Source organism: Collimonas sp. (assembly GCF_035566375.1).
Lineage (GTDB): Bacteria > Pseudomonadota > Gammaproteobacteria > Burkholderiales > Burkholderiaceae_D > Collimonas.
Map to the genome: position 1 here is coordinate 96,808 of NZ_DATMRK010000012.1, position 22,548 is coordinate 119,355.

Here is a 22,548-nt window from a genome sequence, read left to right on the forward strand (position 1 = left end):
AAACAAATTCACCGATGGTGATGCAGCCCCTTACGGGGCTGTATTGCTGTGGGCATAACCCAAGTAGACTTTGATGACTGAACCGAGAAACCTCAAGAAAATATCGATAGCGGCCTGGAGGTTTTCCTGATGATGGCCAGCTTGCATGGGGTCGCCGCCGATGCCGCTCAACTGCGTCACGAACACGGCGGCCAAGTTTTTAGCGCCCAATCCGTCTTGCTCGCTGCCAAGCAGTTAGGCCTGTCGGCGAAACTGGTGCAGCAAAGCCCAGAGCGTTTGGCTCTGGCATCGTTGGCGGCAGTTAAGCCGCATGATAGCCACCAGTCGAACCAGAGCGGAGCGGCATGAGTCGGATCTTGCTGGCGTGGGAACTGGGCTTGAATCTGGGACACCTCGGACGCTTGCTGCCCGTGGCGGTACGCCTGAAGGAACGCGGTCATGCCGTGCTGGCCGCAGTACGCGACGTGCCGGCCGCGGCTAGCGTGTTCGGGCCGGTCGGTGTTTCCTTCGTCGCCGCGCCGTATTTCCCTCAGGGAATCGCGCTGGGGCGCCAGCCGAGCGGTTATGCCGACATCTTGTTGTCGCAAGGCTGGAGTGATCGCAATGCCTTGTGGGGCTTGGTACATGCCTGGTGCAACTTGTTCCGCTTGTTCCAGCCCGACATCGTGGTGCTCGACTATGCGCCGACTGCCCGCCTGGCGGCACGCATCATGGGACTGCCAGTGGTGATGATCGGCAATGGCTTCGAACTGCCGCCAACAAGCGCGCCGTTACCAGCGTTCCCCGGCTACGGACCAGCGTTGCAGCAGCAAGCCGAGGCATCAGAAGCGCTGGCACTCGATAGCGCCGGCGTTGTGTGTGCCGCATACCAGGTGGCGCCGCTAGCGGCTCTGCGCGAATTGTTCGAGGTGGAAGCGTGCCTGCTGGCCACTTTTCAGGAGCTGGACCACTACAGCGCGCGTGGCACCGGCCGCTATGTCGGACCGTTGTTAGGGAAAATGCCGTGCGAAAAAATCGAATGGCCACCAGGCAACGGCCAGCGCATCTTCGCCTGCGTGCGGCCCGACACGCAAAACGTGGACATGATTTTGAACGCCCTGGCGGCGAACGGCGCTGCCGTCGTGTGTTTTGCGCCAGGCTTCAAGGCGGAGCGGCTGGCACCGTTTCAGGAGCGCATACGCTTCAGCGCCAAACCGCTCGATTTGCAGTATTTGACCGATGCGGATGTGTGCGTCAGTTATGGCGCGGAAGGGACGGTGGCGCATTTCCTGCTGGCTGGGGTGCCGCAGTTGTTAGCGCCGCATTATGTGGAAGCGCAGGCGGCAGCCAAACGGATTGAGGAGTGGGGCGCGGGGCTGGTGCTGCGTGGTGCGCAGACGGTGGAGAGTGTAGGAATCTGCTTAAATCGATTGATAGCAGACACACACTACAAATTGCGTGCGCTAGCGTTCTCGGATCAGTACCGAGGGTTCGATGCGGAGCGCGGGGCGGATGCGGTGACAGATGTGGTGGAAGGGGTTTTGTTGAGTTGCGCGGGGCGACGCGATATGCCGAATGACTCGGCGCGATCAGCTATTTAAAGGCACGCGGATGCCCGGAGAAAATACAGAAGATAACCCACGCATTGCCTTTTGACGGTTGCAGTTGATTAGTCGTCCAATCTCTTTATATGAATTCGGTGCGTCGGTCTACAAGATGCCTCCTCGGATGACGCAGGTCAGATATTTTTCACATTGCAATTTATAACGCTAATTTTTCAACCAAGCTCAACTGTGCCGGCAAACAAATCGTCCGTAAATCGTATCTGTCGACGATTGTGCGACGCGCGTTGCGCCTGATCTCATCATGTCTGCGGACATCTTCAAGCGCTTCGACGACACGTTGCGCAATATCGTTTGGAGAAAAGAAATCCACGAGTATGCCGTTCGCGCCATCCTGAATGACTTCCTCCACGGGTGGAGTCCTGGAGCCAATCACCAGACATCCTGCTGACATTGCCTCTAGCATTGACCACGACAAGACGAACGGATAAGTGAGATAGACATGGGTGCGTGATATCTGCAGAATTGTGAGAAAGGATGAATACGGCACTTTGCCAAGAAAATGCACGCGCCGGAGATCGATAGCATCTCCCAATTCGTCCAGCAAGCGCCGTCGAAACGTGAGCCCGTCGGGCAATCCCGGTCCATAGCTGGTTTCATCGCCACCGACAATTAATACATGTGCGTTTGGACGGCGATCCAAAATTGCAGGAAGACTCCGCATGAAACTGGGGAAGCCACGGTATGGCTCCAGGTTACGTGCGACGTAAGTGACGACTTCATCTCCATATTTCAGCGTGAAGTCCGTACCTGGGATCGTAAAGTGTGCCGCATGATTCGGTGCCACTACCTGTGTATTGATGCCTTCGTGAGCCACGCTTAGAATCGGTTGGTACCGTAAGGGATAAACCGATCTTTGCCACTGGGTGGGACATTGTCCCCAGTCAACGGCTTCCAGCGCTAGTAGATTACCGAGATTCTTGGTTCTCAATCGCGGTCGCGTATCGGGCGTGAGCTGTTCCTTCGGATCAAAACCGACATCGGCACCTTGACTGCGATAGAAAAATTCAAAATAACCCAGCAGCGGTGTGTTTGGAAAAACATCTTTCAGATACCAGATTTCACCCCAGCCATTGTGACCTAGCATCACATCTGGCACGAAGCCGGATCCCTTCAAATCCAGGGCAATTCGCGCGACCTCCTGCGCATTCAATATGCCGGCTTCTGTGCCGCCCAGATAGTGATGGATGCCTGGCGTCACAATCCTTTTCGGTTTGTAGATGATCTTCTTCACGCCTGGAATCATCGCGTCCTGGCGTTGAGTGATGAAGATGACTTCGTTGTTTGGCGAGGCGCCCAGATGCCGGGCGAGGTGGAGATATTGGCCAGGGAAATTTTGATGAACGAAGAGAATTTTCATGCGTGTCGATCACCGATTTTTTTGACTTGAAACGGCAGGTAAATATTAATCATGAGTAATTCGTCTCTATTTTGAGCTATTGCTTAGCGTCAAGAAGATATTTATTTTTCTTTGCAAAAGGCAAAGTATAATTTTTCTGCGGAAACAAATGGAATTTTTCTAGAATATTGGTAAGTTGATTTATTAATGATGATAATGCGTTGTCAAATATTAAAGTTTGTCTCAACAGATCTTGCTGAGGGGGGCAAACAATCTGCTTTGACTCATACGTTTTTGGCCAATGAGGTAATTTGGCAAAATTGAGATTTTGTGCACCAGGCCTTGTTCAAACAACTGAAGATATTGATGTTCGATGAAGCTATCAAAATAACGGAGATGTGCAGTTGTCTGAATTGTGTACAAAGGCTCCCATTAGTTTCGAGCCGGTGTATCTCTACCACTTTAAAAAATCTCCTTCGAACACGAATTAATGGCGGAGGTGAGCCAGAACCGCCGCAATGGCAGTAACCCGAAGAAGGTGCCGACGCAAGCGGCAAACTGCGTTGAGCGCGGCAGGTGAAATACAACAAGAACAACTTCGAACGGAATTACAGAGGAGAAAAAATTGAATATGAAACATCTAAACCAAGTACTAGTCCGATGGATACTCGCTGTTGCAATGTGCAGCGCGCTCATAGCGTGTGCATCGTCGTTGACATTAGGCTCTTATTCATCCTTCGGTTTTGATATGGGAAAAGATCAGCAGGATGCAGTTGTCTTGAATTATCGCTATGGAAACGATAAGTACTTTACACAAGCGCCCGAACAGATCATTAAAGAAGGCAAGGGAATGTATTTTCAGAGTATGAGTAATTTCCAATATCGTATTGATTTTCTATATGTGAAATGGCGCAGTACTACCAACGGACAAGTATATGAGGACAAAGTCGATCTACATCGCAGTTTGCCTCGCGATATGAATGACCAAACGGTCTATTTCATGATCAAGGGAGCGCAGTTGTACGTATACCTAATCGCGCCAGAAAAACGTCTTCCTGGTACACCGCCGATTGGGCCGCGCATGTACGCATCCCAGAAAATCACGACGCTTTATCCAGATCAAAGCAAACCATAATACTCAGTACTCCAGAGGAATGACATGACTACAACGGCCATCTTGAATTCGGACCATATACAAAATGGTCGCTGTCCAGGCTGGCGTGTGTCTTATCCTCAAATATTTCATAAAGAATGAAAGATAGTAATGAAACTCTCTGCTAGCAAGCCGCTCAAGTGGCTATATTGCCTAACCTTGGTGGCGATAATTTTTCCATCTGGACTGAAGGGCGCAAATGGTTGGACAGCACTGGTTACTGGTGGGGGATTGCTGCCTGGCGGGGTCATTCTATGGCTCCCTATTTTTGTTTGGCGAATTTTCGTGGTGGTGCGCAATCCAGATGCGCTTGACGCCATCGTCACCGGAAAATTTGTCAAAGCGCTTCGCCTATTCAGTATTTTTTTAATGCTGCTAGGAGCGCTGGCTTCGGTAGCAATCCTGTTTTTGAGACCAATTGCAATTGCCATTTTTAGTCAACCTGGTGACAACGGAATTGCCTTCTTTGTAACGGGAGTATTTCTGTACTTGATATCCGGTGCAGGATTTCTGGGGGTCGTGTTATTTGAAGTAATTCGTCTTTTTGGCTCAAAACAGCAGGACGCTCCCGTTTCTAGTAAGTGACAAATTTAAGATGTTCTATTTTCCTCAGAATAAGGAATGCGCTGTGTTAAAAATACTATCAAAATGCATGTTAATCCTAGGGGGCCTCATGAGTCTCAATGCATGTTCAAGCGATTTTGTCACTTGGCAGGAAGAAGTGAAATTTAATGATGGGCGAGTCATTACAGTTACCCAAAAGAAGCACGTAGATGGCGGCATGGCTCGCGAGGCGTGGCTTACGATCAATCTTCCCGAGTTAAGCCCTCAGCCGATTGTATGGCACGGACATTTGGATCCTATGGTACTTAATATTTACGAAGGAAAGTTATACGTGGTCGGGATGCCACCTACTCAACGTGAGTTTGAGCAGCTTGGCAGTCCTCGACCGCCATATCTTGGTTATATCTGGGGAGGCGGTCAATGGAAACGATTACAGTTTTCGGAAATCCCAGTAGCAATTTACGATGCCAACATGCTCTTGGAGGGACTTCCGCCTGCACACACGAAACTTGTGACACTGGCGCAGAAGGAAAAAAATGCGCTGGGGGGATATTCATGGTGGCAGAAACGCATCGATGCAAATGCTACGGGTAATTTCTATTAACCTTTTAGTTGTAGATCAGGATAGAGCATGTCAGCAATACTTGTAACTCCAGCAGATTACGCGCTTTTGTCAGCCGCAGTGTATAACGATAATCGCGGGAGCGGAAATCGCCTTAATCTCCCTGCAGGATGGACCAAATTTATCACTAGTGTATCTGATACTTCAAGCAATCCTTTCGGTAGCGGATTTTCAGCAAGCTCGTTTCGCAACGGAGATAATATTGTTATCGCTTTTGAGGGCACAGATTTCCTCACTGACCCGGGTGAGGGACAAAACAAAGGACAAACTGCGTCCGATGGCCTTGCCGACTTGGGGCTCGGATCTGGATTGGGCTCTCAGCAATTGCTTCAGGCGGTCGCATATTATGAGCAAGTTAAAGCGGCGGCTCCCAAGGGAACCGTGATTTCCTTCACGGGGCACTCGCTAGGAGCAGGCTTGGCTTCTCTCATGGGAGTGTGGTTTAACCAATCAACGACGATCTTTGCAGATGCGCCATTTGCACCGTCGGCGGTAAATCCGATTTTCATTGGGGCTGTCGCAGCAATGTTAGCGTCGGCTAACATCTCAGACCCAGATTTTATCGGTAATTCTGCTCTCAGCATTTCGCCGATATATGACGCTGCCGTGGTTGCTGCTCGTGAATCTAAAGTCACTGCTTACTACGTTCAAGGCGAGGTGTTAAATAAGTTGTTCGGCTGGGCAGGCAAAGCATTGAGCGTCTATGGGACAAACAATCCATTGTCAATTGGCGGAGGTGGGGCCGTCAGTTCGGTGACACTGCATTCGATTTTGCTGCATGCCGCCATCATGATTTCGAGGCAGTCTGGTTCAAATCAATTTTTAAAAGATACCGTCAATTTACCCACTCTCATAGCATCGCTCTTTGATCCAAGTTTATATGCCGCGTCCCTGCAAACAAGTAACCATGACTTTATGTCCTTGCTGGTGAATGGTATCCCATCAGCTGCTTCGAATAATCAATCATCTGCCGCAGTGATTCAATTTGCGGACGATCTGTCGCATATCAGCAAGGGATCAGCTGTCGCTCCTTCTCCTTTGGTAAACGCAGTCATTTCCTCCGTAATTGAGTATTATTATTACTCTCTTTCAAACGCCAAGCCAGGAGGTTCTTTCGCTGAGTTTCTTACGAGCGTCAATGGTGGCGTAAATTTTAACTTGGGTAATATTGCACTCCCTACGTCGCTTACATCTAGAGCTATACCTAATCTTGAGAGCGCTGTCGACAGCCTTCTTGGTGGCAGTAACTATTCTACTGCAGCAAACATTATCAACAGTGCCAACAACTGGTACGTTCAGACTAGTACAAACGGAATGTCGGCTGATGGGCAAAGTAGATCCGGCAACGACGTGATGATTGGGGGTGGAACAAATAATTCTTTGGTGGGAGGAAACGGCAATGATGTGTTGATTGCAGGTGCTGGCAACGATACTTTGGTGGGGGGTAAAGGCCAAAATTATTTGCAAGCAGGGTTCGCCGGTGACACGCTTTCAGCTTCTGGAACATATGACACATATGAAATTTATAATTCTGGAACTGCTACTGTCGGCAAAGACACAATCATAGACGGTAGTGGAGTAGGAACGATTTCTGTTGGCGATACGCGACTGACTGGCGCAAGCGGAAATGGTGTGAACTTTACGTGGACTGCCGGTGATGGCACAACTTACACATTTGTTCCTGGCCTAACGAATGGTGTATTGCAGCAGACCGGCACAATGACCATTACCAATGGTGCCTTGGCTTCCGGTGATCAGTTAGTCATTGAAAATTTCAACCTTGCCCAAGCAGAAAATCATCTAGGGACTGGCTTTCTTGGTATCCACTTTAACTCTCAGTTGGCGGTTGAAGCAGGTGGTACGAACGATCCATTCGTCACGGGGGACTTCGGTTCAGTCAATACCTCTGTCGCAGCGCAAGGCGACGCGCAAGGGATGACGATCTTTGTTTCGGCAGTCAGCGATCAGCCGCAAACTGTAACGCTGGCCCTGGCAGGTGCCGACGCCTCGCAATTCAAGCTCGATACTGGCACCGGCGTGCTCGATTTCAGCAACGGCAGTGTCAAGCTGACCATCCCAGCCGGTCAAGACAATATCATGGTCGGCTTGGTTTACCTCGGCGATCCATCGCAAAAACCGGCGGTGCAATTGACCTCGACACTGGTCGATGCGAACGGTGCAGCAGAGAGTTCATCGGCAAGCAATACGCTCAGCATTACCTACAATGGGACATCAAATGCCGACCCTAAGAACACAACAGCCCTGACCGGCACTGACGGCCCCTTCTGGGGTAACGACCCCACTAGTCCCCCAATCAACTCCACCTTCTTCACACTGGACGGGACCAACGACCTAGTGCAAGCCAACGGCAAGCCTATCTTGGTCGCACCGGGAAGCGGCGCCAACGCAGGGAGCGGCGACAACAATATCGCCGGAAGTAGCGCTAACGACTTCGTCACCGCAGGCAACGGCAACAATCTCATCGTCGGCAACGGCGGCCACGACCTGCTATCAGCTGGCGACGGCAACAACAAACTCTACGCCAACACCGAGGTCGATCTCGAAACCGCACTAACGCAATCTAAGAACAGCACCGCCACCGGTCAGCAAGGCAGCCTGTTGGCGGTAGGCGATGGCAACAATACCTTGGTCGGCGGTAACGGTAACGACCTGATTCTGACCGGCTCGGGTAACAACACCATCGTGCTGGGCGCCGGCACTAACTTCGTCGTCAACGGCGTCGTCAGCAACGCTCACGAAATTCCGGTCGACAACACATCCAACTGGGGTATAAATCCGACCAGCGATAGCTGGATCAAAGGTGTCAATCTCGCCAACAAGGAAACCGGTGTCACGTTTCAGGGTGAAGGTTCCGCCATGACCGCTGCTACTAGTGAAGCTACTTCGTTATATCTGGAACCGGCGGCTAGTCCCGGCACCACACCCACGATCCCGATCTCAGGCATTGGCAATGACACGATCTACGCCGGCAGCGGAAACAACTTTATGATGCTGTCCAATGGCGATAACTACGTCGATGCCAGCCGTGGCAATGACTGGATATACTCCGGCCTGGGCAACAGTACTGTGTTCGGAGGCAGCGGCACACTCACGATGCGCGGTGGTGCTGGCGACGACAATGTGGTGGCCGGTAGCGGCAATGCCCTGATAGTGGGGCAGGGCGGCAACAACAACATCATCGGTGGCAGCGGCAACGACACCATTTTCGCCGGCGCCTATGGCGATCCCTGGGCCAGCGGCGAAACCGGCAACAACTATGTCGAATCGGGTGACGGCGCCAGCGTCGTGTACGGTTCAGGCGGCAACGACACCCTGATCGGCGGTGCTGGACAGGAGACGCTACGCGGCGGCGCCGGCAACGAAAATATGCAGGCCGGCAGCGGCGCCAACCTGCTGATCGGCGGCACGGGCAAGGATACGCTGCTCGGCGGCGCCGGTAACGACACGCTGCAGGCCGGCGACGGCGACACCACGATCTACGGCGGCACCGGCGTTGACAGCATCTGGGGTGGCAAGGGCAACAACGTGCTGTATGCCGGCGACGGTGGCCAAGGCACCAACTATACCCAGGTGGTCGCTGGTAAAGGCGACACCACGATCCATGGCGGTGCTGGCGTCGACGTGCTGTTCGGCGGCGATGGCAAGGACGTGATTTATGTCGGCGACGGCGGTGGCAATGGCTATTACAGCGAGGCGCACGCTGGCAGCGGCGACACCACCATCTACGGCGGTGCCGGTGTCGACCACATCTTCGGTGGTGCGGGAACCAATGTCCTGTACGCCGGTGACGGCGGCAACGCCAGCATGTCAACCCAGGTCAGCGCAGGGGCCGGCAACACGACCATCTACGGCGGTGCTGGTATCGACAATCTGGTCGGCGGGGCGGGTGCCGACATGATCTACGCCGGCGACGGCGGAACCGCAGACAACGCCACCTCGGTCACGGGAGGCAGCGGTAACGACACACTGGTTTCCGGCGCCGGTACGGATGCCTTTTTCGGCGGGAGCGGCCCCACCACCTACCAAATCAACAATGCTAGCGGCAGCCTGAGTATTACCAATAGCGGCGCCGGCGACACCTTGCAGTTCGGTGCCGGCATCGGTATTGCGGATATCACGGCGACTCAGGGGACCTATGCTGACGGCACCACGGGCGTGATCCTGAAGCTCAACGGCGGCGGATCCGTTACTATCGCACCAGGCGGCTTGAGCACAGCGACGTTTGCCGACGGCGCCGTCGCCAGCTTGTCGCAATTGCTGTCGCCCCAATTCACACTGGGCAACACGACCTACTCGTCGGTGAATGGGACGCTCGCGAATACGACGAGTAGTTCACCCGCAACACAAAACCTTACGCTGTCCGGCACCGCCGATGTGAGTGGCACCGGCAACAACGTCAACGACGTGATCACGGCCAATGCCGGCAACGACACGTTGATTGCAGGAACTGCCAACGACACCTTGATCGGCGGCGGCGCATCGGCGCAATATGTTGTGAGCGCTGGTGCTGGCACCGTGACCACCATCAACAAAAGCAGCAGCGCGGACACCTTGAGCTTCGCGGCCGGGGTCAGCCTCGCCAATTTGAGTGCCAGCACCGCGGCTGCCGCCGACGGCAGCTTGATCGTCACGCTGCAAAATAATCAGGGTGGCTCGGTTATTATCAATGGAGGCAAAAGCAGCGGCGCAAGCGGTGGCGCCAATAGCACTTTGCTCGACCAGATCAGTTTTGCCGACGGCAGCAGCGGCTCGCTCAGCACATTGCTGGCGCAAGCGACCACCGGGATTACCGCAGCCACCTCGGCGACGAGTGTCACCTTGCCTAATGGCATACAGAACATGACGCTGACCGGCAGCGCCGACCTGACGGCCACCGGCAACGCATTGCCCGACGTGATCACCGCCAATAGCGGCAACGATACCCTGATCGCCGGCACTGCCAACGATACGCTGGTGGGCGGCAGCGGCAATGACACCTTCATCGCCGGTAGCGGCGCCACCACCATGATCGGTGGCACGGGTAACACGGTGATCGCCGGCGGTTCCGGTAGCGATGTGATGGTGGCAGGTTCCGGCAATGCCACCCTCACCGGCGGCACCGGCAATGCGACCTTTGTCTTCAACCAAGGCTTCGGCCAGACAACGATTGCCGATAGCCAGGGCCTGGACACCTTGCAATTCGGCAGCGGCATCGCGGCGAGCGATTTGGCGGTCAGCTTTAATAGCAACGACGATGTCGTGATCGCCGACGGCAGTAGTGTGCTGACCATCGCACGGGGTGCGGTGTCGAACATGACGGCGGTCAACTTTGCCGATGGCAGCAGCGCGACGCTGGACCAATTGACGGCGGCAGCGGTGCCTGTGTCTGGCGTCGGCGTCCATCCCGGTACCGGTAATACTCGAGGTGGCGGTAACGACACCATCAGCAAAATGGGTGGACACCAAATCCTGTTGGCCGGCAGCGGTAACGAATCCTTGATCGGCGGCGGTGGTTATGACCTGCTGGTCGGCGGCCCTGGCAACGATACGCTGGCGGCGCTGGACGGCAACGATTCGCTGGTTGGCGGCACTGGCTATACCGTGATGCACGGCGGCCACGGCGCCGATACGTATATGCTGACGCAAGGCGCCACCGCCGAGATCGGCAATGACAACGTCAGCGGCGCGCAAGCGATCTGGCTGCCGCATGGTATGAGCTTCGCCGATTTCACGCCGGTGCAGGTCGGAACCGACTTGTACCTGAACTCGCAAAGTGGCGATACCACGGCCATCGTCAAGAACTTCTTCAGCCCGAACGGACAGCCGGCGCAGTGGATGCTGCTGGCGGAGAATGACCAGCCGCAATCCTTGTCGAGCTGGGTGGCGGCCAGCCAGGCCAGTAGCACTTATAACGACCAAATCGACACCTTGCGGGCGGCATTCGGCAACGCGCTGGGCGCCGATCTTAAAAAGCGCGGCACTGCCGGTGAATCGCTCGGCACGCTGCCTGACCTGAGAATCGGCCAACAATTCGGCAATGCCAACAGCACGGACTACACCTTCGGCGGGGTCAAGAGCGTCGATCTGAGCGCCGATGGCAATACCACGCTGACGTCGTCCGAGTCCGAACAGAGCAGCATCAGTCAGACCAACACCACCGTCACTACGACGCTGCCGGTGTACAAGGAGGTGCAAGGCAACGCCAGCGCCGACTATACGTTCACGATCCATTTGCCGCCGGGTACCAGTGGTGTACCGCTGCCGCCGGGTGCCTCGGTCGTCGATATGCCGCCGAAAACGGACCAGAACGGTAACGTTGTATTCAACCCGGACGTGGTGATCGATGTGCCGGGCACGGCAACTTATCATCGCGTCCAGACCGGGGTGGTCACCCAGACCCAGACGATTGCCACCAATACCGCGACTGTCGGGCGCAACTTCACGATCCAGAACGTTACCGGTACCAACGACGATATCTCGATCAACGTTGCAGCGGCGACCGGCCAGGATGTGAATGGTCCTTACAGCAGCGCGTTCCGCGGCACCGTCGTCACCGGCGACGGTAACGATTATGTCAATCTCGGCACGTCCAGCAATACCGCCCCCGATTGGGCGAGCTTTGACGCAACTCCGGGTCTCTGGCTTCCACCCAATCTGAATTTGGGCCTGGGATTGGGCGCCTTCATCCAGGGCGGCAACGGCAATGACACTCTGATCGGCACCGATGCCAGCGACGTGATTTCGGCCGGCACCGGTTTTAATTTCATCGATGGCGGCAACGGCGGCGACACTTATTACGTCAACCTGCAGGGCGATGCCACCGACGTCATTAACGACACGGGATCCCCGGACCCGCTGGCGGTGATGTACGGCGGCAAATTAACGAGCGATACGCTAGTGTTGCCGCCCGGCGTGACGCTAGACAACCTGAGCTGCAGCTTGTTCACGGATCCGCAATACCCGGGAAGCCAGGTATTGCAGCTCAATTACGGCACGGCGAATGTGTTGATCGTCTATCCCGACACGATCGGCCCGAACGATACCGCGTCGAATGCCGGAGTGGAACAATTCCAGTTCGCGGATGGGAAAACGCTCACGCGCGGCGATTTGCTCAAGCTCGCTACCGTGGTGCAAAATCCGTTCACGACGACGGTAACGTCAGCCGACCCGATTCTGAATGTCGGCCAACCCGTGGCAGCATCGAGTCTGTTCACAGCGACCGATAGCAGCGGCAATGCGGTCACTTGGTACAAAATTAGCGGGATGAATGGAGGCTGGCTCAGTGGCTCTGACTTCAAGCCCGCGGTTGGCAACACCCAGTTGGTCAGTGCAGCGCAATTGCAGAACTTGCAGTTCACCAGTGCTGGGTTTCATGCCAACTTCAGCGTGAGCGCGTTCAATGGCGAGGTATGGAGCAAACCGGCAACGGTGAACTTGACCAAGATCAGCGGTAGCTGGAGCAAAGCCGATGGCTCCACCGGCAGCGACACGTTCAACGCTGACGGCACGTCAAGCAGCATTGTCAACGATGGCAAGAACGACGTTACTACGACTAACTTCGATGCCAAGGGCAACAAAATCAGCGATAGCTGGAGCAAAGCCGATGGCTCCACCGGCAGCGACACGTTCAACGCCAACGGCACGTCAAGCAGCATTGTCAACGACGGCAAGAACGACGTTACCACGACGAACTTCTATGCCAATGGCAACAAGATCAGCGATAGCTGGGGCAAAGCCGATGGCTCGACCGGCAGCGACACGTTCAACGCTGACGGCACGTCAAGAAGCATTGTCAACGACGGCAAGAACGACGTTACTACGACGAACTTCGATGCCAATGGCAACAAAATCAGCGATAGCTGGAGCAAAGTCGATGGCTCGACCGGCAGCGACACGTACAACGCCAACGGCTCCAGCTCAGGTACGACGTTGAACGCCGACGGCACGTCGAGCAACTATGCTGACGGTGTCAGGGGAAACATCTTCACGACGACCTTCGATGTTCGCGGCAAGGAGATCAGCGATAGCTGGACCACCTCCGACGGCAGTCACGGCACCGACGCGTTCGGCACCGACGGCAGCATGATCAGCGATAGCTGGACAAACTCCGACGGCAGTCATGGCACCGACGCGTTCAGCACCGACGGCAGCAGCACCGGCATAAGCTACAACTCTGACGGTAGCTATTACACCTACACTCAAGATGCTTCAGGCAACAACTATGCTGAGCTGGATTTTGCAGCTGATGGCAGTGCGACGGGATCTTATGACTGGACCCTTGATGCACAAGGTAATTCCCTCGATGTGTACTATGACGCCAATGGCATTAAGTTGAGCAGCGATTGGGGTCATGCCGACGGAAGCCATGGAGAGGATATATTCAACATCGATGGCTCCAGCGGAGGTACAAGCTATAGATCAGATGGCAGCCTTGCTACTGACTATACCAACGATGGTCAGGGCGATATCACGACCAACAATTATTCGCCTACTGGAGTCTTGACTGGTCAGACTGTGGTGGCCGACCACGCCCACAACAATGTCACGCTGGGTGACGGTACCGATAGTGTGACAGTCGGCAGCGGCGGCAGCTCAATCGTGGTTGGCAACGGTGACGATTTGGTTACGCTGGGTAGCGGCACTAATAATGTCACGCTCGGCAGCGGTATCGATCGGGTCGTCCTGGGCAATGGAACTGATACGCTTCAGCTGGGCGGTGGTGTCGACACGGTGGTGATTGGAATTCCTGCTGGCGACTTGTCCAACACCGGACAGGCGACCGTTGTGGCATCTCCGGCAGGGACAAGCGAACTGCTGTTTGCCAATGCCAATAGCGATCAGCTGTGGTTCCAGCGTTCCGGCAATGATCTCGATATTGGTGTGATCGGCACGTCGTTTCAGCTCGATGTATCTGGCTGGTATGGATCTTCTTCGAACCATGTGCAATCCATCGTCGCCGCAGATGGTAAGACGCTGACCGACGGCAACGTTGATGCGTTGGTGAGCGCGATGGCGTCATTCAATCCGCCGGCGTCTGGTGCCACCGTGTTGCCGGATACTTACCAGAGTCAACTCCAACCGGTGATTGCGGCTAACTGGCATTGATCAGGTTTTAGTACAAGAAAAAATAGCAAAATCGCCCGCGGTGATGCAGCCCCTTTACGGGGCTGCATTGTTGTGGGCATAACCCATGCAGACTCTGATGACCGAACCAAGAAATACCCAAGAAAATATCGATAGTGGGCTGGAAACTTTCCTGATGATGGCCAGCTTGCACGGGGTCGCCGCCGATGCCGCTCAACTGCACCACGAGCACGGCGGCCAAGTCTTTAGTGCTCAAACGATCTTGCTTGCTGCCAAGCAGTTAGGCCTGTCGGCGAAACTGGTGCGGCAGAGTCCAGAGCGTTTGGCCCTGGCACCTTTGCCGGCAATCGCGATTGATAATGAAGACCGCTTCTTCATTGCCGCCCGCGTAGATGCTAGCAACAAGGAATCTCCTCGCGTCCTGATCCAGCGCCCGGGCGAGCCGCCGGTCGTGCTTTCCATGGCCGACTTTATGGCAACCTGGAATGGCCAACTCATTTTCTTCACCAGCAAAGCCAGCTACGCGGGAGAAATTGCACGCTTTGATTTCAGTTGGTTTATTCCCGCCGTGGTCAAGTACCGCAAGCTCCTGACAGAGGTGCTACTCATCTCTTTCGTATTGCAACTGATTGGCCTGGCCACTCCCATGTTCTTTCAGGTGGTGATGGACAAGGTATTGGTCAATCATGCGATGAAAACCTTGAACGTGATTGCCATAGGTTTGATTTGCGCGACGATGTTTGAAGCTGTGCTCACGGCGCTGCGGACCTATGTCTTTTCTCACACCAGCAGCAAGATCGATGTCGAGTTGGGCGCACGCTTGTTTCGGCATCTGCTCCATCTCCCCATCAGTTATTTTCAGGCACGTCGCGTAGGCGACTCAGTTGCTCGCATCCGCGAACTGGAGAATATTCGCTCCTTCCTGACTGGCAACGCGATGACGCTCGTACTGGACGTGCTCTTCTCTGTTGTGTTTTTGGCGGTGATGCTGTGGTACAGCGTGTGGCTGACCCTGATCGTATTGGCCTCGATTCCGCTGTACCTGATTCTGTCGCTGGTGTTTACGCCTATCTTGCGCGCGCGTCTGAACGACAAATTCAATAAGAGCGCGGAAAATCAGTCCTTTCTGGTGGAAACGATTAGTGGTATCGACACCGTCAAAGCCATGGCGGTGGAGCCACGCTGGCAGGCCAAGTGGGAAAAACAACTGGCCGCCTATGTGGCCGCAGGCTTATCCACCAATAACATCGCGATGGTTGCCAGTGGTGGCGTGACGCTGGTGAGCAAACTGGTGACAGCTGGCATCATGTGGTTAGGTGCCACCCTGGTCGTGGATAACAAAATGACGGTCGGCGAACTGGTTGCCTTCAACATGTTGGCAGGGCAGGTTTCGTCACCGATTCTGCGCTTGGCGCAACTGTGGAATGATTTTCAGCAAGTGGGTATTTCCATGAGTCGGTTGGGCGATATCTTGAACACCCGTACCGAAGTCGTCGGACAGAAGAGTCGGATCCCAAGAATTGAAGGCGCCATCGAATTCGACCAGGTATCGTTTCGCTATCGTCCCGACACTCCTGATGTGCTGCGGACAGTGAAATTGGCGATACAGCCAGGCGAAGTCATCGGCATTGTTGGCCGATCCGGTTCCGGTAAAAGCACGCTCACCAAACTAGTACAACGCTTGTATGTGCCAGATCGCGGGCGCGTGCTGGTCGATGGCCAGGACATCGGCATCGTCGACACCACCTCGCTGCGACATCAAATCGGCGTGGTACTCCAAGAGAACAATCTTTTTAACCGCTCGATACGAGACAACATCGCGCTATCTAATCCGGCATTGCCTATCGAAGCCATCATCCAGGCCGCCAAGCTGGCCGGCGCCCATGAGTTCATCAGCGAACTCTCCGAGGGCTACGATACCCAGGTCGGCGAGCACGGCACGGGATTGTCAGGCGGCCAACGCCAACGCATTGCCATTGCCCGCGCCCTGATCACCAATCCGCGCATCTTGATCTTTGACGAGGCGACCAGCGCCCTCGACTACGAGTCGGAAAAGATCATTCAGGACAACATGCGCAGCATTTGTGTAGGACGCACCGTGCTCATCATTGCGCATCGTCTGTCAGCAGTGCGCGAAGCCCATCGCATCGTCGTCATGGAACGTGGACAAATTGCCGAGATTGGTAGCCACGATGAGTTGCTGCGCAATCCAGACGGTATCTATCACCACCTGTATCAATTGCAGCAGGGTAGCCAGGCACAGTTGGCGACGCCGATGCTGACGGCAGTCCATAACGTCAGTGAGGTAGCTGCGTGAGCGCACGTCATCGTTTGGCCGCGTGGGCGGCCTTGTGGCAACACTATCGTGCTGTCTTTGCGCATGCCTGGAAAGAGCGTAAAAATATGGGCGGCGGTTTGCTGAATGAGGACGAAGCTGAGTTCCTGCCTGCGGCGCTTTCCTTGCAAGAGAAGCCACTGTCAGCCACGGCACGTTGGACCGGGCGCATTTTGATGGCCTTGGTCGCCATTGCCATCATCTGGTCGATCCTGGGAAAGATCGACATCATTGTGACGGCCACCGGCAAGATCGTGCCGTCCAATCGTACCAAGACCATCACCTCGGTAGATGTCGCAGTGGTACGCACCTTGCATGTGCAGGAAGGGCAATTAGTCAAGGCCGGCGAGGTCTTGATGGAATTGGACGCCAGCGCCACCGACGCTGAGCATGACAAGGCACAAGGCGACGCGGCAATGGCCGCGCTAGAGGTAGCGCGTTCACAGGCCATGATTGTGGCTGTTGACCGCTTGCAAGCTCCCCATATGCCCAAGGTTGATGGCGTCAGTCCAGAGCAATGGCAAGCTGCTCAGCGCCAATTGGAGGGGCAGTGGCAGGACTTTCATGCCAAGCTGGCACGTCTGGATGGCGATATGGCGCAGTATGCGCAGGACTTGCCGTTGGCTACTCAGCGTGCCAGCGACTACAAGATTCTGGCGCACGACCATGATGTTTCCGAACACGCCTGGATGGAGAAAGAGCAAGCACGCATTGACCTGACAGGGCAACTGGCGGACGCCAGCCATCAGCGGCAGGCCTTGATCGCCCAGACCCGCAAAGAAGCGCACGACGCGTTGACCAATGGCGACAAGACAGGTGCTGCCAGCCGCCAGGACGAGCGACGGGCGGGAGAGCATAGCAAGTTGTTAAAGCTGATCACCCCGGTGGATGGCACGGTACAACAACTAACGGTGCACACCGTGGGCGCCGCTGTGCCGGCAGCCCAACCCTTGATGCTGATTGTTCCCCAGGAAAAGCAAGTCGAAGTCGAGGCATTTCTGGAGAATAAAGATGTCGGCTTTGTGCAGGAAGGCCAGAGCGCGCAAGTGAAGATCGATGCATTCGAATACACCAAGTACGGCACTATTCCGGCTCATGTCACTCATGTGTCGCGCGATGCCATCCAGGATGAAAAGAAGGGCTTGATCTACGCCGTCAAGATCACGCTGGATAAATCGAGCATCGATGTGGAAGGGCGCGATATGCCCTTGTCTGCAGGCATGTCGATCAATGCCGAAATCAAGACCGGTACACGGCGGGTGATTGAATACGTACTGTCGCCCCTGGTCCAGCATCAGCATGAGGCTTTGCATGAGCGCTAGAAACAAAAGTCTGGGCCTGCTTCTGTTGTTGTGGTGTGTCAGTTGCAGTGTGCAGGGGCAAAGCCGAACCATCACCTATAGCAACCTGCTTCAAGACCCATTGCTGACCCGCCCCCCGGAATTGGTGACTGGGGCGACCTTGCCCGGTGACGGTGCTCCGGTACAGTGCGCCGGCCAGGAGTTAAGAGACCGGCCGTTGGCGCTGGCGGAGGCTGTCGACATTGCCTTGTGCGCCAATCCGCAAGTGCAAAGCACTTGGGCCGCGATTAAGGTACAGGCTGCCGCGTTGGGTGAAGCCAGGGCAACCTACTGGCCGACGGTCGCGGCCGGTTTGAGTCGCGTCAACGACCGTACGACCTTTCCTGGTTCCAAGCTGCAGCCTACTGCCGTCCGCGACAATTCAAAAAACATTGGCGTGAGCTGGCGTTTGTTTGATTTTGGTGGACGGGCGGCCAATAACAGGTCAGCGACGGATCTGCTTAACGCAGCCCTCGCCAGTCACGACGCGACCCTGCAAAAAACCTTGGAAACCTTGATCGGCGCCTACTTTGATGCGCAAACCACCTTGGCGGCATGGCAGGCAAAGCTGACGAGCGAAGAACTCGCGCGCAGCACGGTGGAGACCGCACAGCGCAAGGAAAGCCGTGGCGCCGGTGCGCAGTCCGACACGCTGCAAGCCACAACCGCCTTTGCCAGGGCTTCTTTAGACAGAAGCCGGGCACAAGGTGATTATAGGAAAGCGATGTCGATGTTGATTTATGTGTTGGGAATACCCGCCGAGACACAGCTGCAACTGGCGCCCGATTTGGCCGATGACAGTCACGACATGGGCAAGGATCTCGATACCTGGCTGGCGCAAGCCAAAGACCAGCATCCGGCAATTGTGGCTGGCAGGGCGCAGGTAGAGGCGGCTAGGGAAAAAGTGAAAGTCATCAGATCGGAGGGTCTGCCATCGATTGATGCAACTGGAAATATGTATAAAAACGGTAGGCCAAATCAGGGCTTGCCATCGGTGAACACCACAGAAAAAGTGGCAGCGTTGACCTTGAATATTCCGATCTTCGACGGTTTTGCGAACAAATATAAAGTGAGCGGCGCACAGGCGCAAGTCGAGCAGCAGCAAGCCAATCTGCTAGACACCACACATCAGGTGCAGATGGACGTGGTCAAAGCGCATGCCGATGCGCAGTCGGCCCTGGGCAACCTGGAGTCGTCTCAGCTCCTGCTTCAATCTGCGCAAAACGCACTAGCCTCCGTGCAGCGCAAGTTTGACCGAGGGGCTTCGGATATTCTGGAGATACTCAGTACACAGGCGGCGCTGGCTGATGCGCATCAGCAGCGCATACGCTGTCTGGCCGAGTGGCGTTCGGCCCGGTTGCGTCTGTTGGCCGCAAGTGGAGGGTTGGGACATAGAGATATAAGCGTGTCTCAATGAGAGTCCCCGCGACAATCCACCGGCGGATTCGGGCTGACAGCAGGCATTGGGGAAAGGCAGCTTAAGACCCTAGGCGGGGAATGGAAGAGATAGATTCTTTCGTATTCAAGAGTTTCTCTTCCAGATTTCTACGAACGTCTGGCCATTCATCATCAATGATGCTGAAACGCACAGAGTTTCTTTTGCGGCCATCCGGCATGATTCTTTCATGCCGGACGATACCTTCCTGTTTTGCCCCAAGCCGCAATATGGCGCGTCGGGATTTTTCATTGATTTCGTCTGTCGTGAATTGCACCCGTACACATGCGAGTACCTCAAACGCGTAGCACAGCATAAGGAATTTGGCCTCGGTATTGACATAAGTGCCTTGCCAAGAAGCCGCTAACCAAGTGCTGCCAATTTCAAGTTTCCTGTTTTGACGGTCGATTTTCCAGAACCGGGTGGAGCCTATCACTTGATTGGTTTCCCTGATCTCTGTGACAAAAGGCATGACGGTTCCAGCAGCCTGCCCCTCTAACGCTACGCGGATGTAGTGCTGAACTGTTGCGGCGGAAGGTACTACCGTGAAAGGCAAATTCCAAAGTTCACCGTCGGCGGCAGCCTCAACCAGGGCGTCAGCATCCGACGCGAGAAGCGGACGCAGTCTGATTCTTTGACCTAAGAGTGCTTCCATATGTGTAATAGGGCTCTAATTATTTCGAATCATTTCTAACTATTCATTAATAGTCATTAAGCTTGCCGGCAAGGGCACTACGTTGGCAGGCAGCGGCAATCCCCCCATTTTTAGGATGCGGCCACGAGTATTTTTTGATCTGCTACTGGTTCAGACCGGCCTCAGCGGACCAAAAACGTGATCAAGCGACTGCCATAAGGGAAATATTCGACTGCCAGCTTCTGGCCGCGATGCATCGGCCGTTCATCAGCTTATAACTTTTCGCCGGGTGTTTTTTCCCCGGAAATAAATGTTACTTTGGCGATTTTTCCATCGTGAACTTCATAAATTGCGATCGCCTCCATGACACCCGGTCCTTCGGGCAGTGTGACGCGAATGCGCTCATGGTCGATGACGGTGTTTCCCATGACAATGCGCTTTACGATGATGCAATGCAAAATCGTATCGCTGAACCGTGCCGTATAGCGCTTGCGCATTTCCTCCTTTCCCTTCGCCGATGGTGTGTTCGGAAATCCAAACAGCTCAGCCTCGTCCGCAAACACGGCAAGGTACGCATCCATGTCGCGCGCATTGTAGGCATCGAGCTGTTTCTGGACGACTTCCTCGGCAGAACTCGTCTCGACAGCTGACGCGGACTCAGGCATCGCTAAAGCGCGAAAAATCAATGGGGCGTAGATGACTGATTTGAATATGTTCTTCAAGCAAGACTCCTTCTCGGGGTAAGTTGACCATCTACCGGTTGAATCCACAGGCGATTGTTGCCTGTGGATTCAACCTTAAGCAGCCTATCAGGCGAGCCTGCCAAATCTGGAAAGGCTCACTCACCAGAGATAGCACCAGCAGGCATCAACGAATGCAGCGTTTGGCTACTGCTGCTCTTAAAGCAACAAAGCACCCGCCAAGCCACTAATCACCCCAATCAGCATGGTCAGCAAGGCTACCGCCACCAACACCTTGGCGTCGAAATCCTTGCGCAGCATCAGCAGCGACGGCAGGCTGATGCTCGGCAAAGTCATCAATAACGCCACTGCTGGCGCCATGCCCAGGCCTAGCGCCAACATGGTCTGCACGATGGGGATTTCGGCCGCGGTCGGGATCACGAACAGGGTGCCGGCGATGGCCAGCGGTACCAGCCAAAGCAAGCTGTTGCCCATGGCGCCGTCGACATGGGGAAACAGCCAGACCCGTGCCGCTCCCAGCGCCAATACCGCCAGCACATACACCGGAATAGTGCTCCAGAACAGTTGCCACAAGCTGCGCGTCCAGCGTCCCAGGAAATTTTGCGGATCGGGCGAGCTGGCTTCTGCGACCGCTTCTTGCGCTGGCTCAGGGATTTCTTCAGGACCGGAAATGCGTTGCGCAATCAGCGACACGCCCAGCACCAGCACCAGGCCCGCTACCAGGCGCAGGGCGGTAAAGCCCCAGCCCAGCACGAAACCCATGAACACCAGGGTTGCCGGGTTAAGCACCGGATTGGCGATCCAGAAGGCTAGCGCCGCGCCTACCGAAACCTGCTGGCGGCGCATGCCGGCCACCAGCGGCGCCGCGCAACAGGAGCACATCATGCCAGGCAGGGCGAACAAGCCGCCGCGCAATATCGAGCCAAAGCCGGCGCGGCCGAACAGGCGCAGCAGCCAGTCGCGCGGGATCAGCACCTGCAGCAGCGAACCCAGGATCACCGCCAGTAGCGCGGCTTTCCAGATTGCCAGGAAATACACTTTGGCGTAGCTCAGCGCTGCAGTAATGGGGGCGTCATGGTTATCGTCGAGGATGGAAGCGCCGATACTGTGCTTGTCCGCAGCCAGGAAGGATTTGAGGTAGTAGGGTGACCATTTGACGTAATAGAGGCCAGCCACGGCTACCAGTACGAACAGCGCCGGCTTCCACCAGAACGACCAGCCTTGCGCGCGGGATGGGGGGGATAGACTGTACATGGAGAATTGACCCTGTTGAAAATAACAGCGCATGATAACCCAGCATAAGCGCTCAGCATAACCCGGCCCGGCACAGCCCGCGTTTTCTATCTTTCTGGCTGATCGGCGGGGTGATCCGGGACTTGATCGCGCGCCACGGCGAAACAGATAAGAGCAACGCCGATTGAAAAGATAGCCAGCACATACGCCAGCCGTTTGCCATGCCACAGGCTGCCCAGCCATCGATTGAAATCGGCGATCAATATCAGCGAGGTGCCGCCATACAGTTCTGCATCGCGCCGATAGGCCTTCGAAGCGCCAGGTGCGACTTCATAGGCATTGCCATCCACCACCTGGTAATTGCTGGCGGCGCTCATCTGTTCCGCAGCCGCACGATAGATCAAGCCGGCCGACAACAGCCCGACCAGCAGGACCGCCGCGCCTATCAGATAAAGGGATAGTTGGAGATTCGAAAGCTTGCCGTGCATACTGTATCCATTCATGTCG

Annotated in this window: 14 protein-coding genes and 1 pseudogene; 10 read left to right on the top strand and 5 right to left on the bottom strand. The window is 55.2% G+C overall.

What is annotated here, in order from left to right; all coding sequences use genetic code 11:
• Nucleotides 1-102: 102 nt before the first annotated feature.
• Nucleotides 103-348, top strand: a complete 246-nt coding sequence (locus VNZ60_RS02930) for a cysteine peptidase family C39 domain-containing protein (RefSeq protein ID WP_325657026.1) — start codon at nucleotides 103-105, stop codon at nucleotides 346-348.
• Nucleotides 345-1,580, top strand: a complete 1,236-nt coding sequence (locus VNZ60_RS02935; protein WP_325656927.1) for a glycosyltransferase — start codon at nucleotides 345-347, stop codon at nucleotides 1,578-1,580. The genes VNZ60_RS02930 and VNZ60_RS02935 overlap by 4 nt, the downstream gene beginning before the upstream one ends.
• Before the next feature lie 160 nt (nucleotides 1,581-1,740).
• Here the strand turns inward: VNZ60_RS02935 and VNZ60_RS02940 are convergent, their stop codons facing one another.
• On the bottom strand, nucleotides 1,741-2,961 hold the full coding sequence (locus VNZ60_RS02940; RefSeq protein WP_325656928.1) for a glycosyltransferase family 4 protein: 1,221 nt from the start codon (nucleotides 2,959-2,961) through the stop codon (nucleotides 1,741-1,743).
• 604 nt (nucleotides 2,962-3,565) lie between these two features.
• Here VNZ60_RS02940 and VNZ60_RS02945 point away from each other — a divergent pair.
• From VNZ60_RS02945 to VNZ60_RS02975, 8 genes and pseudogenes are all read left to right on the top strand, one after another.
• Nucleotides 3,566-4,075 carry a hypothetical protein gene (locus tag VNZ60_RS02945; protein WP_325656929.1) on the top strand — a complete coding sequence of 170 codons (510 nt, stop codon included), beginning with the start codon at nucleotides 3,566-3,568 and terminating at the stop codon, nucleotides 4,073-4,075.
• Nucleotides 4,076-4,204: 129 nt separating this feature from the next.
• Complete coding sequence (locus VNZ60_RS02950) at nucleotides 4,205-4,678, top strand: hypothetical protein (protein ID WP_325656930.1); 474 nt, start codon at nucleotides 4,205-4,207, stop codon at nucleotides 4,676-4,678.
• Between the two features lie 88 nt (nucleotides 4,679-4,766).
• The gene (locus VNZ60_RS02955; protein ID WP_325656931.1) at nucleotides 4,767-5,261 is read left to right on the top strand and encodes a hypothetical protein; all 495 of its coding nucleotides are present in this window, start codon (nucleotides 4,767-4,769) and stop codon (nucleotides 5,259-5,261) included.
• Nucleotides 5,262-6,593: 1,332 nt separating this feature from the next.
• Nucleotides 6,594-6,782: pseudogene (locus tag VNZ60_RS25230) on the top strand (hypothetical protein); the annotation flags it as partial.
• Nucleotides 6,783-6,998: 216 nt separating this feature from the next.
• A complete protein-coding gene (locus tag VNZ60_RS02960) occupies nucleotides 6,999-14,384 on the top strand; it encodes a hypothetical protein (protein ID WP_325656932.1) in 7,386 nt (2,461 codons plus the stop codon).
• 97 nt (nucleotides 14,385-14,481) lie between these two features.
• Nucleotides 14,482-16,680, top strand: coding sequence for a type I secretion system permease/ATPase (locus VNZ60_RS02965; RefSeq protein ID WP_325656933.1), 2,199 nt, complete (start codon nucleotides 14,482-14,484; stop codon nucleotides 16,678-16,680).
• A complete protein-coding gene (locus tag VNZ60_RS02970) occupies nucleotides 16,677-18,020 on the top strand; it encodes an HlyD family type I secretion periplasmic adaptor subunit (protein ID WP_325656934.1) in 1,344 nt (447 codons plus the stop codon). Before VNZ60_RS02965 ends, VNZ60_RS02970 begins: the two co-directional genes overlap by 4 nt.
• A gap of 196 nt (nucleotides 18,021-18,216) precedes the next feature.
• Nucleotides 18,217-19,455, top strand: coding sequence for a TolC family protein (locus VNZ60_RS02975; protein ID WP_325656935.1), 1,239 nt, complete (start codon nucleotides 18,217-18,219; stop codon nucleotides 19,453-19,455).
• A gap of 61 nt (nucleotides 19,456-19,516) precedes the next feature.
• Here the strand turns inward: VNZ60_RS02975 and VNZ60_RS02980 are convergent, their stop codons facing one another.
• The 4 genes from VNZ60_RS02980 to VNZ60_RS02995 form a co-directional block, all read right to left on the bottom strand.
• Nucleotides 19,517-20,128: a GNAT family N-acetyltransferase gene (locus tag VNZ60_RS02980; RefSeq protein WP_325656936.1), complete on the bottom strand. Its 612-nt coding sequence runs from the start codon at nucleotides 20,126-20,128 to the stop codon at nucleotides 19,517-19,519.
• A 251-nt stretch (nucleotides 20,129-20,379) separates the two neighbouring features.
• Nucleotides 20,380-20,829 (bottom strand): nuclear transport factor 2 family protein, encoded by a 450-nt coding sequence (locus VNZ60_RS02985; RefSeq protein ID WP_325656937.1) that lies wholly within the window; start codon nucleotides 20,827-20,829, stop codon nucleotides 20,380-20,382.
• Between the two features lie 177 nt (nucleotides 20,830-21,006).
• Nucleotides 21,007-22,062 (bottom strand): permease, encoded by a 1,056-nt coding sequence (locus VNZ60_RS02990; protein WP_325656938.1) that lies wholly within the window; start codon nucleotides 22,060-22,062, stop codon nucleotides 21,007-21,009.
• A gap of 86 nt (nucleotides 22,063-22,148) precedes the next feature.
• Nucleotides 22,149-22,529 carry a hypothetical protein gene (locus tag VNZ60_RS02995; protein WP_325656939.1) on the bottom strand — a complete coding sequence of 127 codons (381 nt, stop codon included), beginning with the start codon at nucleotides 22,527-22,529 and terminating at the stop codon, nucleotides 22,149-22,151.
• Nucleotides 22,530-22,548: the final 19 nt, after the last annotated feature.